This is a genomic window from Orbaceae bacterium lpD01, from assembly GCA_036251705.1.
GTDB lineage: Bacteria > Pseudomonadota > Gammaproteobacteria > Enterobacterales > Orbaceae > Utexia > Utexia brackfieldae.
On sequence record CP133959.1, the window covers coordinates 885,970 to 901,240 of the forward strand.

A 15,271-nucleotide genomic window follows, 5' to 3' on the forward strand; every position below is an offset into this window, starting at 1 on the left:
GTTATGATGATAAATAGACTTATAAACAGGCAGATGATGATGTGGGATAAAGGGTTATTAGTGCGTTATAGTGGACCACGCTATCGCCGAATTGTGGCTTTAATTGAAGACTATATTCAGCAAGGACTATTAGTCGATGGCGAGCGTCTGCCTGCTGAACGTCGTTTAGCTCAATTGTTAGAAATGAATCGTTCAACCGTGATCCATGCCCTTGATACACTGACTGAACGCGGTATTCTAGTTCGTAAAATCGGTAGTGGCACTTATGTGAATAATCAGAAATGGGGCGTGCTGAATTATCCCGTCATTAACTGGCAGCATCCGGTTTCGATGACGGCAAAAGTCTCTCAATATAAGCAAAAAGTGCAACAGATTAAGCACCAAGCCAGAATTTCTCAGCAGACAGCCTATGATTTGGCCAATGGCGATTTACCGGCTAATCTACTGCCTAAGCTCTCGCTACCGGCCATGACAGCGCAAGAGTTGATTGAACAAGAGGCTGATCCTGCTGCAAGCTTATCGGGCTTACTTTCACTAAAACAACATGTGATTGATTATTTAACCTTTCATTTTGCCATGACGGTCGATCCGGCAGAGATCTTGATAACGTCAGGTACTCAGCAGTCTCTATTTTTACTCTCTCAAGGCCTATTAAAACCAGGGGATGCGGTCGGTATCGAAGCGCCTTCTTATTTCTATTCACTGCCGCTATTTCAGGCGGCGGGACTGCGCATGTATGGCATTGAGTGCGATGAAGAGGGGGTAACCGTGGCTGGACTGGACAAAGTTATGACTGAGCAGCGCTTAAAATGGATATTTATCAATCCGGTCTTCCAAAATCCAACTGGTCGCTGCATGAGCCTTGCTCGTAAACAAACGATTCTCGACTACTGTCATCAGCAATGTATTGGTATTATAGAAGATGATGCTTATAGTGCGCTTTACTTTGATGAGCAAGTTCATCGTGCACCAATCAAACAATTAGATCGTTTTGGACAAGTTATCTATTTAGGTTCGTTATCGAAATATATTGGCCGACATATCCGGATTGGCTGGATGATTGCCCCTGCGCATTTGGTGCGTCAGCTAGCCGAGATTCGTCAATACATTGATTCAGGATTGAGTATCTTGCCGCAGCTATTGGCACAAGACTATTTGGCCAACCATTATCAGCAACATCAGCAGAAATTAAGAACCTGTTTATCGCAGCGGCTGATGGGTATGCATCAGTGGTTAGCCACTGAGTATCGAGATAGCTTTGATTATCAGTTACCGAGCGGGGGATTGCATCTCTATTTAAAACTGCGTGCATCATCTCAGATCACAGAGCCATCGATACTCAATACCTGGTTGTTAAAGCTGGTATTTATTGCGCAAGGCACTGAATTTGGCGATCGCCATGGACACTTCCGTTTAAGTTATGGCCATTTTTCTGGTGACTTATTGGGTGATGATATCACTCAAAAATAAAGGACGATATTTATCGTCCTTAATGTATCGAGCGAATGTTAGGCTTTGACTATTTTAAGAGTGATTTAGCCTGTGCCACGACATTTTCAACCGTGAAGCCGAACTCTTTAAAGAGTAGCTCAGCAGGGGCTGATTCACCAAAGCTGCGCATACCAATAATACGACCATTTAAGCCCACATATTTAAACCAGAAGTCGGCGATACCTGCTTCGATAGCGACGCGAGCAGTGACGACTGACGGTAATACCGATTCACGATAGGCCTGATCTTGACGATCAAACACCTCAGTTGCCGGCATTGACACGACGCGAACTTTATGGCCTTCTGCAGTTAATTTATCATAAGCGGCTACAGCAAGCTCTACTTCTGAACCGGTCGCAATCAAGATAAGTTCAGGCTGACCTGCACAATCTTTCAGAATATAACCACCACGATAGACATTCGCTAATTGCGCTAAATCACGGGTTTGCTGAGCTAAATTCTGACGTGAGAAAATCAGTGCCGTTGGACCATTTTTATGCTCAATCGCATATTGCCAAGCGATAGCTGACTCAACCTGATCACAAGGGCGCCATGTGCTCATATTAGGTGTATAACGTAAACTCGCCAGCTGCTCAACCGGTTGATGCGTTGGGCCATCTTCACCCAGACCAATTGAATCATGCGTATAGACAAAGATATTACGAATTTTCATCAAAGCGGCCATACGAACCGCATTTCGGGCATATTCCATAAACATTAAGAATGTCGCACCATAAGGAATAAAGCCACCATGTAGTGAAATACCATTCATGATAGCCGTCATACCAAATTCACGTACGCCATAATGGATATAGTTGCCGGCAGCATCTTCATTAATCGTCTTAGAGCCAGACCAAATCGTTAAATTACTCGGCGCAAGGTCGGCAGAGCCACCTAGATATTCTGGTAACACTTTACCGAAAGCTTCAATGGCATTTTGTGAGGCTTTACGGCTGGCAATATTCGCTGGATTATCTTGTAACTGTTGGATAAATGCTTTCGCCGTTGTCTGCCAGTTATCTGGTAAATCGCCTTGCATGCGACGAGTAAACTCTTTAGCCAGTTCCGGGAAGGCTTTTTGATAAGCCGCAAAACGATCGTTCCAGGTTTGTTCTAAATGCTGGCCTTTGATTTTGCCATCCCACGCTTGATAGTAATTTTGTGGAATTTCAAATGGTCCATAGTGCCAGCCTAACGCTTTGCGTGTCGCTTCAATTTCAGCATCACCTAACGGTGCACCATGGCTATCATGTGAACCCGCTTTATTTGGTGAACCGAAACCAATGATAGTTTTACAGATAATCAAGGTTGGTTTATCAGTCACAGCCTGCGCTTGTTCAACGGCGAGTTTAATTTTTTCTGCATCATGACCATCTACATCACGAATAACATGCCAGTGATAAGCTTCAAATCGTTTCGCTGTATCATCGGTAAACCAGCCATCGACTTCACCGTCAATTGAGATACCGTTGTCATCATAAAAGGCGATAAGTTTACCGAGCTTTAAAGTACCAGCTAATGAACACGATTCATGGGAAATGCCTTCCATTAGGCAGCCATCACCTAAAAAGGCATAGGTGTAATGATCAACAATATCGTAGCCAGGACGGTTGAATTGTGCCGCTAAGGTTTTTTCGGCAATCGCCATACCCACCGCATTAGAGATACCTTGACCTAACGGGCCGGTCGTGGTTTCGATGCCGGGTGCGTAATCGTATTCTGGATGACCAGGCGTTTTAGAATGTAACTGACGGAACTGCTTTAAATCTTCAATAGAGAGATCATAGCCGGTTAAATGTAACAGGCTATAAATAAGCATTGAACCATGGCCATTTGATAGGACAAAGCGGTCACGATCAGCCCAGTGCGGATTGGTTGGGTTATGTTTTAAAAAGCCACGCCATAAAACTTCAGCGATATCCGCCATACCCATTGGTGCGCCAGGGTGGCCCGATTTCGCTTTTTGAACGCCATCCATACTAAGTGCGCGAATAGCATTAGCGAGTTCTCGATGTGAAAGTGCAGTAGTCATTTATTATATACTCCGTTTAGTCATCTTTATTCTTGTCCGAACAATCGGTTAAATCTGATTTAGATAAGCCCTCGGATGAGGGCTTTGGGGATATTACAGTTGTTGGATGAGCATATCTTCAAGTTTCTGCTGATCGGCCGCGAATAAGCGAATACCTTCCGCTAGTTTCTCGACAGCCATTGCATCTGAGTTATGCTGCCAACGGAACTCAATCTCGGTCATCGGGCTCGGTCTGTTGGTGGCATTTTTTGCCGGTGACAGACGACGTTCGACTGGATCGGTAGATGCTTTCAGTTCATTGAGCAGGGCTGGTGAAATAGTTAAACGATCACAACCTGCCAGGGCTAAAATTTGCTCTTTTTTGCGGAAGCTGGCGCCCATGACAACCGTTTCATAACGATTTTCTTTATAGTAGTTATAGATATTACGTACCGATACCACACCCGGATCTTCATCAGCGATATAATTTGTTACTGGCTGTTTAGCTTGATACCAGTCATAGATACGGCCAACGAAAGGGGAAATAAGGAATACACCCGCTTCAGCACAGGCTCTGGCTTGTGCAAAAGAGAAGAGTAACGTCAGGTTACAATTAATCCCTTCACGTTCTAACTCTTCCGCGGCTTGAATACCTTCCCAGGTTGCAGCAATCTTAATCAGAATGCGTGATTTATCGATACCTTTTTCTTTATATAGTGCGATTAATTTACGCGCTTTAGCCAGACACATTCCTCTATCAAATGAGAGGCGTGCATCCACTTCGGTTGAGATACGACCCGGGACATATTTTAAAATCTCAGCACCAATATTGACCGCAACTTGATCGCTGGCATTAATTAGCTGAGTCTCTTTGTTGCCACCCTGTTTTTTAGCCGTGTTAATCGCATCATCAATGAGATATTTATATTGGGGTAATTGAGCCGCTTTTAAAATAAGAGAAGGATTGGTTGTGGCATCTTCAGGGGAGAATTGCTTAATCGAATCAATATCTCCGGTATCAGCAACAACAACAGTGTATTTTTTTAATTCGTCTAGTTGGCTCATCTTTTTATATCCTCAAGTTTAAATTCTAAGTAAAACTCGTTCGTTAAAATCTGATAAATTAGGTGATGTAATAGGTCAAATTATATCAATAAGCACGAAATAAGCTATGAATAACGTCTCTTTCCATTTTGAAAATCGATAAGTATGATCTAGATCGCATAACTCTGCTTATCTATCGGACTTTAGCTACCTTATTTGCTGAATTAATCAACAGTGACACGGTGAAAATAAATCGTTTTGGCTGATTAATCAGTATGATAATTAAGCGATAACAGCGCTAAATACGCAAACGCGATTAAACTGAACATCGGTTATTGTTTATCATCTCATTAGTTCACTGACATCATTATCTACAGCATCCTTACTGATAGGTTATCATTCATCAAGATGGGTATCTCAGCATGTTGCGTCAGCCTATCGATGTGATCAGTCAATGATGATGATTAAGCAGTCTTATTTTGTTCAAATGAACATGATGGTAACTTTTGTTAATTCAGTATATCGATAATCTCAGTGTTGATCAAGCTATCCCTTTAGCTGAATTGAGTGGCAGTACCGATAGCATTGATTGTAAAATGATATTGTAGACTGCGCGCATACGGGTTAAATCTCTTTGTGATAGTGAGATTTAACCATCCGATTAACAAGCCGTTCGCTTGAACAGTAAAGATAGTCAGCTAAGCGTGATAGTGATAAGCGGTTAAATGCGCTGACTTAAGGTTGATTCTTCAGTAAATTAAGTACCGTACGCGCATTGCTGGCACTGGTAGCAATCACATCGATAACCCCTGAGCGTAACGCACCTAAAATAGCCATGGCTTTGGTATTTTCTGAGGCTATCGCAATGACACAAGGAATCTGTTTAAGTTCTTCAATACTTAAGCCAATCACCCGATCGTTCATCACGGTATCCACACTGTGCCCCTGAAGATTAAAAAAGCCATAACCGGCAATATCACCCACGACACCTTGATTGATACTGGCATCGGTAATCTCTTGTGGGGTAAACCAGCCGAGTTGAACCATATAACTGTTTTCATTCATATCGCCCAAACCGACTAACGCGATATCGGCTTTACGCGCCCGATCCAGTGTCTCTTTGATGACCCGGTTTTGCATAAAAACGTGTTTGGTCTCTCGGTTTTCGACATAAGCCGGCGCATACAGTGTTTCACTGGCGGCGTTAAATTTACGGGCTAGATTTCGGCTAATATGATCGGCATCGATAAATTCACCATCGCGTAGTGTACCGCCAATCCCGCTGATAAATTTGCACTGTTTTTCTGGAAAAACGCCAATGTGGCTGGCCACAGCGGCCACATTACGACCTTGACCGACAGCAACAGTCATGCCATTTTTTAATAGGGTTGAGAGATAGTTGGTGACTAACGAGGCGACTTGCTGACGCTGCTCCGTCTCATCTTGATGATCAACGGCGATTAACGCTCGTTTCAGATTAAAATGTTGTAAAAATTGCTGCTCGATGCGCGAACTGAATATTGGATGATATTTAACATTGATTTCAACAATGCCTTCTGCCCGGGCTTTTTTGAGCAAACGACCGACTTTGATACGTGAGATATTAAATCGTTTGGCGATCTCTTCTTGAGTTTGTTCATGTTGATAGTAGGCTACGGCGATTTCTGTCAGTAACTCACTATCTTGATTTTCTTCAAAAATATCCATTTAGGCGCCTTAATATAACCATGGTGTCTGCTTTTTATCTTGATGATCGAGTCTGCGATGATATCGTCAATATGTGCTTAATCTGCGCATACTTATCAATTATCTGATTGTTATATCATAATTGAGAGATGAAAGCCTAAATAATTATACGGGCTCATCTTTTAACTGCGTCATATCGATTGATGCTTTGGTATGAAACAATCAGGGTAAAATACGCCGAAAGGCCGCTGAACGATATTGATATAAAGTTCGATTGTGGATAAAAAAAGCCTCCAAAATGAAGGCTTTTAGTCTATTTTTATTGCATTAAATTATTTTTTTGCTCGTTCAAATGACGCTAGGATCTCATCACGCGCTGCATCAACATTAGCCCAGCCATCAATTTTTACCCATTTACCCTTTTCAAGGTCTTTGTAGTGTTCAAAGAAATGCGCAATTTGCGCTTTCAGTGATTCAGGCAGATCGTTAACATCTTTAATATGATCATACTCTTTGGTTAATTTTGAGTGAGGGACGGCAACGAGCTTCGCATCTTGTCCTGCTTCATCACTCATATTTAACACACCGACCGGACGGCAACGAATCACTGAGCCTGGTTGAAGTGGGAAAGGGGTTGGAACCAGCACGTCAACGGGATCACCATCAAGTGATAATGTATTGTTGATATAACCATAATTACATGGATAGAACATGGCGGTTGACATGAAGCGATCAACAAACAGTGAACCAGATGCTTTATCTACTTCATATTTGATTGGATCGGCATTGGCTGGAATTTCAATTACCACATAAATATCATCAGGTAACTCTTTTCCAGCTGGTACATTATTTAAACCCATTTCGTTTTCCTCTATAGTCTATAAATTAAGATGTAAAGTGTTATTACTCGATACATCTCTCAATATGTTTTGTTTAATCACTGAATATGGCCCTATGAATTATCGATAGATAGTTTCATGCTGCTTATCGTGACGATATCAATTCGGTCTATATTATAAAGATTATTGCGCTTCACTCAATTCTTTTAAGTACTGGAATATCTGTTTGGCTGATTTATTCGGCTTATTGGTTTGCAGCTCTTTTTTAGCTGTTCGGGCTAATGTGCGCAGTAACTGTCTGTCAGCGGTAGGGTAGAGCGACATAATCTGTTCTGCATCGCCGCTTTCGACTAAATTATCACGCAGTTGCTCTATTCGATGCAATAAGGTGATTTGCTGATTATGCTTATTTTTGAGTTTATCTAACGCTTCATTGATCGGCTCAATATCCCGGCTGCGGAGTAATTTACCCACCCACTGAATTTGTCTGCGATAACCCTCTTTTTTTATTCTTTGCGCAAGTTCAATAGAGGCTTTTAAGCTATCATCAAGCGGAATCTTTTCTAATTCATTTTTACTTAACTTGATTAATTCTACACCAAGTTTTTTGAGCTCTTCAGCATCACGTTTAATCTCACTTTTACTGACCCATATAATTTCATCATCGTCATCAAATGCAGCATCTTGTTCAGGAGAGTGATTGTGCCAAAGTTCATCTTGTTGTTTATTCATAGCGAGCCTGTTGATATAAAATAAATAAAAATGCGCAATAAAATTTGCTGCATGGCTATTTTAACCGAAAAACGTTTGTTTATCAGCACTGATTCAGTGATTAGTGTGCTGTTCTGCGATAATATATCATCAATCAACCTGATATAAGCGCAATTTTTCTTTTTTTTGTATTATTAATCATTAAGTTATGTTTTATTGCGCGGCGCAGAGAACGATAGAATTATTTTATCATCGATAGTCAGATATCGATAAATCGGTGTGGTTGCTGAAGAGGACTATTTTCTCTGTAAATTAGCGCTTGAATAGAGAATTATTGCTGTTTTATTGACTGATAACGTCAGTCGTTATCATGATAAAATCGTCGCTAACTTTAAGATTTCTATATCATGATGAGAATGATTGATACAATAATAAATGAATATAGCGTATGATAATTCTCATTGATTAATGGTATTTGAAAAAGATGAAGATTAACAAAATTAAGCAAGATGCGTCAGCGCAAAAAGAGAAACTTTCTCAGGCGGTTCAGTTGGCTTTAAATGAATCGATGAAGGTGGCAGAGGCCGCAGAAGTGGCGATAACACAATCAACCGGTATTGATGTTAGCACGCGTCTGGGTAATATCGAGAATGTCGAATTTAATAGTGATGGCGCATTAAGTATTGTTGTCTATAGTCAACATAGAAAAGGCAGTGCATCGACTAATGCGCTTTCGCCTCAAGCGATTAAACAAGCGGTCAAAGCGGCATTAGATATCATGCAATATACCAGTGTCGATCCTAATTCAGGCATTGGTGATAAAGCCCTAATGGCTTTTAATGCGCCAGATTTAGATCTTTTTTATCCCAGTGATCTCAATGTCGATAATGCGGTTAAATTGGCGTTAGATGCCGAACAGGCTGCACTGGCTATTCCGCAAATTACCAGCAGTGATGGCAGCAGCTATAGTAGTAGTTATGGTATTCATGTTTATGGTAATAGCCATGGCATGTTAGAGAGTTATTGTGCGAGTCGCCATTCATTATCAACGTGCGTGATAGCGGAGCAAGACGGCCAAATGGAGCGTAGTTACGCTTATACCACAGCCCGAGATACGCGAGATTTACGTTTAGCGCAATGGGTTGGCGAAGAAGCCGCCAATAAGACGATTGCTCATTTAGGTGCAAGGCAAATTGAGACCATGAATGTACCGGTCTTATTTAGTGCTGAGGTAGCAACTGGATTATTTAGTCATTTAGCCGGCGCTTTAAGTGGCGGCGCTATTTATCGTCAATCTTCATTTTTAGTTGATGCGCTCGGTCGTCAAATCTTTCCGTCCTGGCTCAATATTGTAGAAAATCCGCATATTTTAAAAGGGCTGGGTTCGGCACCTTTTGATAGTGAGGGCACGCGTACAAAACAACAAGAGATTATCCGTGATGGTGTTGTCAGTACCTACTTACTAGGTAACTATTCGGCCCGTAAATTGGGGTTGATTACAACCGGTCATGCCAGTGGTATTCATAACTGGCAAATCAGTCCTAATCATGGTGCATTTGAGGATATGCTCAAATTGATGGATCGCGGTTTACTGGTCACCTCATTAATGGGCCAGGGCGTGAATATGATTACGGGTGATTATTCGCGTGGTGCCAGCGGTTTTTGGGTCAAAAATGGCCAGATACAGTATCCGGTCAATGAGGTGACGATTGCCGGTAATTTAAGTGAGATGTTTAACCAGATTATCGCGATTGGACGTGATACAGAAATGCGTGGTCGTATTCAAACGGGTTCAGTATTAATTGAAAATATGAGTATAGCCGGTAAATAGTGACTGCTTAAAGTCAGTATTGCCCTTAATATGACGTTAATATTATTAGACTAAAATAGTGGTTATATAAAAACGATATGATTTATTTTTTCGGTCGAGACTATTTTATCGGCTGAGTTTTTGATTGTGATATGTCTATGCTATTGAGCTTTATGGTTAATAACAAAATTGGCTAACTGACACAGTGTAAAGAAGATAATCGCTTGACCTCCTCGTCCTGTTGCGCTGTTTGCCGATAACAATAATATTCAATAACGCCACCGAATAGTCATAGATATATTGCGATGAGGCAGAAGGAGGAATATTGATGGCCTTAAAAGATCGCGCTTCTTTTCAACAGTTCATGCGCTGGATGCCTGGACTGGAAAGTCTGCTATTTTATCAACGTAAACATTTAAGTGCGGATATTCGGGCTGGATTGTCGGTTGCCGCTGTCTCTTTGCCGGTATCGATTGCTTATGCTGAACTGACTGGCGTCGGGGCGATAGCCGGATTGTACTCGACCATTCTACCCTTAATCGTGTATGCGCTTTTTGGCTCATCCAGACAGTTGATTGTCGGGCCTGATACGGCAACTTGTGCGGTGATTGCGGCGGTGGTTGCCCCTTTAGCGATGGGGGATCCGATTCTACGCTGGGAACTGGTGGTTATCACCACACTGATGATTGGATTTTGGTGTATTATTGCGGCAAAATTTCATCTTGGTTCTTTAGCTGACTTACTCTCCAAGCCGATCTTAATGGGACTGTTAAATGGTATCTCTTTAACGATTATCTTAGATCAGCTCGCTAAAAGTGCTGGTTTTAAATATGAAGTAAATGGTTTTATTGAACGATTAATTCGTTTACCGACCTATCTTTTCGATATGCATATTCCTACCGCGACGATCTCGGCCTGTACTTTATTAATTTTACTTGGGGTTAAAAAAGTCAGACCACGCTGGCCTGCGCCATTAATTGCGGTGGTGATCATGACACTATTATCCTGGATGCTGAACTTTGAAAAGCAGCATGTCGCTATTATTGGCCGGATTACAGCAGAGGGATTACCGCTCTCTTCCTGGCTCGATTTTGATGTGAGCTTGACCCGTGAGCTGGTGGTACCCTCGATCAATATCGCGATTATCTGTTTTGTCAGTATGATGATTACGGTGCGTAGCTTCGGGGTAAAAAATAATTATGATACCAATGCCGATGTTGAATTTAGAGCGTTGGGATTCGCCAATATAGCAGCTGGTCTATCGCAGGGATTTGTGGTCAGCGGCACGTCATCGAGAACGGCGGTGAATGATGCCAGTGGTGGAAAAACGCAATTAGTATCGATTATTGCCGCGGTTTTAATTGGTATTGTGGTGCTATTTTTTCTTAAGCCATTACAGTATATTCCCGTCAGTGTTTTGGGTATTATTTTGATTTACTCCTCCTGGTCATTAGTCGATTTACGGTCTATCTTTCAGCTATTTAATCGTAATCGAGACGCTTTTTATCTCAGTTTAGCGACATTAGTTGCGGTATTAGTGATTGGCATTATTCCCGGTATGGGGCTGGCGGTATTACTCGGCCTGTTTCTATTCCTGCGAAAAATATTTAGACCCACAGAGCAGTTACTGGGCGTTGATAGTAATGGTTTAATTCACTCGATTGGCGGGGATACTAAACCGATAGCCAATGTTTTGATGTATCGATTTAATTCACCGTTAACCTATTTTAATATTGGCTATTTTAAACGTCGCTTACTGACGCTGATTGATGAATCACCCGTGCACTGTAAATGGATTATTATTGATGCGGTGCCGAGCTTCACCTATCCTGATGTCAATGTGTTAAGTGGGATTGAAGAGTTACTGCGCTCATTTAAAGTGCGTGATTGTGTGTTAGTGTTAGCCGGGCGGCGTGGAAGCTTAAAACGCTGGTTTAAGGATATGGATATTGATTTAGATAGAGATCATATCGAATTTGTTTCGGATCTCTATTTAGCGATTCGAATGGTACAGAGTAAAGATCAGGCGAGTTTGACCAGCGTAACAACGGATGAATCAACACCAGCAGAATCGGCATCTCAGGCAAACGGATAACCCACAGTCAATTGGTAAGGAACGCACCATGGCACAGTTAAATAAGATCAACATAGAGATGCTCAGTACCGGTGTTGAGGTTCTCTATGGGCAAATTATTGATACCAATGCCGCTTGGTTATCCGACTTTTTGTTCCAACAGGGCTTTGCTATGACGGCACGTACCACGGCTGGTGATAATCTACAGCAACTTATTGCCATGTTGCAGGCGCGTAGTCAAGAGAATGATATCTTAATTGTCAATGGTGGGCTTGGACCAACACAGGACGATTTAAGTGCACTAGCCGCGGCCATCGCTTGCGGTGAAACATTAGTGCTGAATGAGCCGTGGCTTAGGCAGATGCAGCGTTATTATGCTGCCAGCGGTCGTGAAATGTCACCAGCAAATGAGAAGCAGGCGATGTTGCCCAAAGGTGCGGAGATGATTAGTAATCCGGTGGGTACCGCTTGTGGCTTTTCGCTGCAAATGAATGGTTGCTGGTTATTTTTTACGCCAGGTGTGCCGTCAGAATTTAAAGTCATGATAAAAGATGAAATTTTGCCGCGTATACGTCAATTATATCCTGAGACGGAGCCGATGTTATGTTATCGGTTAACCATACTGGGTCGCTCAGAAAGCGAACTAGCCAGCGAATTGGAGCGTAATCTAGTCCTGCCTGAAGCGGTCTCATTAGGTTATCGCGCAGCTATGCCGATAGTTGAACTCAAACTGACGGGACCGGCTCACTGTCAACCGGCCATGGACAACATTTGGCAGCAGATCCAGCAGCAGGTTAATGACAGTACTATTTTTCATGGTACTATCGGTTTACCGGCACTTATCGCGACATTGTTGGGGCAAAAAAACTTGCATCTGACGGTCATCGAACAGTATACCGCCGGCTTATTAAGCTATCAGCTCTATCAGGCCGATGCCCCGCTGGTAAAATCAACAGTCTGTCAGGGACAGGTGCATGATTTACGGCAACTCGCGGCGCAGCAGCAAGCTGAAACTCAGGCTGATATCGTTTTAGCTATCGGCGATTATCAGCCGGATGAGCACTTTTTTGAGATTGTCTTACTTTCTCAGTCTCAGTCTCAGTGGCAGACCGCCCGCTTTCGCATGACCTATACCAGTCGGCAATATGCCAAACCCATTTTACAAGAGACGTTCTTAACGGTGGCTTTAGATTTACTCAGACGCCATCTGCTTGGTTTGCCTATGGTAGCGCCTAATATTTGGCTCACAGTTGAACCCATTTAATCTGATATTCTAGGCCTCATCCTGCCAGGTTTCCGGTAGATGTTTCCAGAAACGTTTGGGCATAAATTGTTTTTGCAACTTAGGATTTATTCGTTCTTTGATGGTTAATGCTTTGAAATAGTTACGCCACATTTGCATAAATTTCTCTTCCCCTTCCGCCATATATTGCTGATTTAAACGACCATTCACTAAAAAGTCACTGGCGTCATCGAGTGTGATGTCCATGATCTGCTTACCATCAAAAAAATAGCCGTAGCCACGCTGTTCATCATAAATAGCCCATTTTTGATCGGCAAAGCGATCCTTAAAATGACCACAAACCAGCGGTAATACATTGTATCTTGGTGCGATGGGGGAAAAGTAGATATCATCAGCGGTTTTGTTAAAACGCACAAACATCAAGACATAATGGCGTTCGTGGCTCACTTTTTTCGCGAGCTGTTTAACGGCTAAAATATCCGGATCAGCAAAGTGCTGTTCAATATTTCTTGGTGAATCGAAGACTTTACGGATATAACGGAAAATTAGCATGCGGCTTTCCGGTGTTTGCGCCAACCAAACATAGCTCAGCTGATTCAGGGCAAATTTAGAGAGCTTTTTCTGTAGTGCCTGACTCACTCGTTCATATTTACTATTGACCGTATCGACTTGATGAGTCTGCTCAGTGAGTAGCGGTTCAATTTCACCCTGACAGAGTAATGCATCCGGAAATGATTTGAGTTTATAAGCATCAAACACGGCACAAAGCAGGCCCTGAAAAGTATTATCGAAGTAAAAAATATTCATCACTATCTTAATGTTGTAAGCTGCATTTAACCGGTTATCGGTTAAGATTAAAAACCAATCGAGAGTTGCTCAGGTTGGCCACGGGGGATTGGGGTTGGTGCGATCAACGCTAAACGCACATTTTCTGGTTTGGCCTCATGAATCGTCAGCATTGACTTATCCCGACAGTGAATAAAATATTGTGCCCGTTTCAGTACGACCCCAATCCGTTTCAAGGCATTTAGGGTGAGTGCGCCATGCTGACGGGCACTGACAATCATCCGTGCGGATTTAATGCCGATGCCAGGTACGCGCAATATCTGTTCATAACTGGCTCGATTCACGTCGACCGGAAAGTATTCCGGATGGCGAAGCGCCCAGGATAGTTTAGGATCAATATCGAGTTCTAATTCCGGATGAAGATCATTCACAATTTCATTGACGTTAAATTGATAGAAACGCAGTAACCAGTCAGCCTGATAAAGTCTGTTTTCGCGTAACTTGGGCACATCTTTGACGACAGGGAGGCGTTTGTCGTACTCATTGACCGGAATAAAACCGGAGTAGTAGACGCGTTTCATGGTCGGCCTTTGATAAAGCACTGAGGTTAAATTCAAAATATCTTTATCGGTTTCATTAGTGGCACCAATAATAATTTGGGTACTTTGACCAGCCGGTGCAAAGCGGGGAGCATTGCGATGCTTTTTGCGATCTTCTTTGCTTTCCAGCGTATATTGTTGAATATGATGCATCGGCTTATAAATACTTTGATGATCTTTTTCTGGCGCAAGCAGCTTCAGGTTCTGTTCAGTTGGGATTTCAAGATTGATACTCAGTCTATCCGCATAGAGACCAGCCTGATAGGTGAGCTCTTTGCTCGCGCCCGGAATCGTTTTCATATGAATATAGCCATTATATTGATGCTCGGTACGGAGTAATTTAACGACATTAATCATTCTTTCCATGGTATGATCAGGATTTTTGATAATGCCGGAACTTAAAAACAGGCCTTCAATATAGTTTCGTCGATAAAATTCAATCGTTAAATTCGCCAGCTCTTTAGGTGAAAAAGCGGCACGCGGAATATCATTACTACGGCGATTAATACAGTAAGCACAATCATATAGGCAAAAGTTGGTCAGCATAATCTTTAGTAGCGCCACACATCGGCCATCTTCCGTATAGCTATGACAAATTCCCCAACCATTGGCATTACCAATACCTTGTGAGGTATTGTTACGTGTGGTGCCGCTTGATGCACAAGAGATATCATACTTAGCTGACTCAGCCAGAATGACAAGTTTATCTATGATCTCTTTTCGCATAGAATTTCCCAATGTTAACTGTTTATTTATACAGTATAATGCAAATAAGGTAACTTGTCATTGATTAAAAATGACTTTAAATCATGGGACTAGGTGTAATCAATTCACGAAGAACCGTTGGATATGATGATGAAGCGATAATATATTGATGAATGATCAATGATGAATGATGAATTGTGAGCATTTTTGCTGGCTTAGACTATCGGTATTGTCTCAATGAAGCACGGTAACTTTGTAGATGGTAGTTTACA

General features: G+C 42.2%; 11 protein-coding genes. 4 read left to right on the forward strand and 7 right to left on the reverse strand.

What is annotated here, in order from left to right; genetic code table 11:
* Nucleotides 1–39 precede the first annotated feature (39 nt).
* Nucleotides 40–1,470 carry a PLP-dependent aminotransferase family protein gene (locus RHO15_04010; GenBank protein ID WVD64685.1) on the forward strand — a complete coding sequence of 477 codons (1,431 nt, stop codon included), beginning with the start codon at nucleotides 40–42 and terminating at the stop codon, nucleotides 1,468–1,470.
* Between the two features lie 49 nt (nucleotides 1,471–1,519).
* Here RHO15_04010 and tkt read toward each other — a convergent pair whose 3' ends face one another.
* From tkt to yjgA, 5 genes are all read right to left on the reverse strand, one after another.
* The gene (gene tkt, locus RHO15_04015) at nucleotides 1,520–3,523 is read right to left on the reverse strand and encodes a transketolase (protein ID WVD64686.1); all 2,004 of its coding nucleotides are present in this window, start codon (nucleotides 3,521–3,523) and stop codon (nucleotides 1,520–1,522) included.
* 93 nt (nucleotides 3,524–3,616) lie between these two features.
* Nucleotides 3,617–4,567 carry a transaldolase gene (gene tal, locus RHO15_04020; GenBank protein WVD64687.1) on the reverse strand — a complete coding sequence of 317 codons (951 nt, stop codon included), beginning with the start codon at nucleotides 4,565–4,567 and terminating at the stop codon, nucleotides 3,617–3,619.
* Between the two features lie 714 nt (nucleotides 4,568–5,281).
* On the reverse strand, nucleotides 5,282–6,253 hold the full coding sequence (locus RHO15_04025) for a sugar-binding transcriptional regulator (GenBank protein ID WVD64688.1): 972 nt from the start codon (nucleotides 6,251–6,253) through the stop codon (nucleotides 5,282–5,284).
* Between the two features lie 311 nt (nucleotides 6,254–6,564).
* Entirely contained in the window at nucleotides 6,565–7,092 is a 528-nt protein-coding gene (gene ppa, locus RHO15_04030; protein ID WVD64689.1) for an inorganic diphosphatase, read from the reverse strand.
* 162 nt (nucleotides 7,093–7,254) lie between these two features.
* Nucleotides 7,255–7,803 (reverse strand): ribosome biogenesis factor YjgA, encoded by a 549-nt coding sequence (yjgA, locus tag RHO15_04035; GenBank protein ID WVD64690.1) that lies wholly within the window; start codon nucleotides 7,801–7,803, stop codon nucleotides 7,255–7,257.
* A gap of 463 nt (nucleotides 7,804–8,266) precedes the next feature.
* On the opposite strand from yjgA, the gene pmbA reads away from it, so the two are divergent.
* The 3 genes from pmbA (at nucleotide 8,267) to RHO15_04050 (ending at nucleotide 12,930) form a co-directional block, all read left to right on the forward strand.
* On the forward strand, nucleotides 8,267–9,613 hold the full coding sequence (gene pmbA / locus RHO15_04040) for a metalloprotease PmbA (protein WVD64691.1): 1,347 nt from the start codon (nucleotides 8,267–8,269) through the stop codon (nucleotides 9,611–9,613).
* Between the two features lie 307 nt (nucleotides 9,614–9,920).
* Nucleotides 9,921–11,687 carry a SulP family inorganic anion transporter gene (locus RHO15_04045; GenBank protein ID WVD64692.1) on the forward strand — a complete coding sequence of 589 codons (1,767 nt, stop codon included), beginning with the start codon at nucleotides 9,921–9,923 and terminating at the stop codon, nucleotides 11,685–11,687.
* 28 nt (nucleotides 11,688–11,715) lie between these two features.
* Nucleotides 11,716–12,930, forward strand: a complete 1,215-nt coding sequence (locus tag RHO15_04050) for a CinA family nicotinamide mononucleotide deamidase-related protein (protein WVD64693.1) — start codon at nucleotides 11,716–11,718, stop codon at nucleotides 12,928–12,930.
* A 9-nt stretch (nucleotides 12,931–12,939) separates the two neighbouring features.
* Here the strand turns inward: RHO15_04050 and RHO15_04055 are convergent, their stop codons facing one another.
* Nucleotides 12,940–13,716: a TIGR03915 family putative DNA repair protein gene (locus RHO15_04055; GenBank protein ID WVD64694.1), complete on the reverse strand. Its 777-nt coding sequence runs from the start codon at nucleotides 13,714–13,716 to the stop codon at nucleotides 12,940–12,942.
* A gap of 47 nt (nucleotides 13,717–13,763) precedes the next feature.
* Nucleotides 13,764–15,020, reverse strand: coding sequence for a putative DNA modification/repair radical SAM protein (locus RHO15_04060; GenBank protein WVD64695.1), 1,257 nt, complete (start codon nucleotides 15,018–15,020; stop codon nucleotides 13,764–13,766).
* Nucleotides 15,021–15,271: the final 251 nt, after the last annotated feature.

Excerpts from the sequence above, each read along its gene's own strand:
- pmbA (WVD64691.1), top strand. The coding sequence starts at position 8,267 with ATGAAGATTAACAAAATTAAGCAAGATGCGTCAGCGCAAAAAGAGAAA.
- RHO15_04055 (WVD64694.1), bottom strand. The coding sequence starts at position 13,716 with ATGAATATTTTTTACTTCGATAATACTTTTCAGGGCCTGCTTTGTGCC.
- tal (WVD64687.1), bottom strand. The coding sequence starts at position 4,567 with ATGAGCCAACTAGACGAATTAAAAAAATACACTGTTGTTGTTGCTGAT.
- tkt (WVD64686.1), bottom strand. The coding sequence starts at position 3,523 with ATGACTACTGCACTTTCACATCGAGAACTCGCTAATGCTATTCGCGCA.
- ppa (WVD64689.1), bottom strand. The coding sequence starts at position 7,092 with ATGGGTTTAAATAATGTACCAGCTGGAAAAGAGTTACCTGATGATATT.
- RHO15_04010 (WVD64685.1), top strand. The coding sequence starts at position 40 with ATGTGGGATAAAGGGTTATTAGTGCGTTATAGTGGACCACGCTATCGC.
- RHO15_04045 (WVD64692.1), top strand. The coding sequence starts at position 9,921 with ATGGCCTTAAAAGATCGCGCTTCTTTTCAACAGTTCATGCGCTGGATG.
- RHO15_04025 (WVD64688.1), bottom strand. The coding sequence starts at position 6,253 with ATGGATATTTTTGAAGAAAATCAAGATAGTGAGTTACTGACAGAAATC.
- yjgA (WVD64690.1), bottom strand. The coding sequence starts at position 7,803 with ATGAATAAACAACAAGATGAACTTTGGCACAATCACTCTCCTGAACAA.
- RHO15_04050 (WVD64693.1), top strand. The coding sequence starts at position 11,716 with ATGGCACAGTTAAATAAGATCAACATAGAGATGCTCAGTACCGGTGTT.
- RHO15_04060 (WVD64695.1), bottom strand. The coding sequence starts at position 15,020 with ATGCGAAAAGAGATCATAGATAAACTTGTCATTCTGGCTGAGTCAGCT.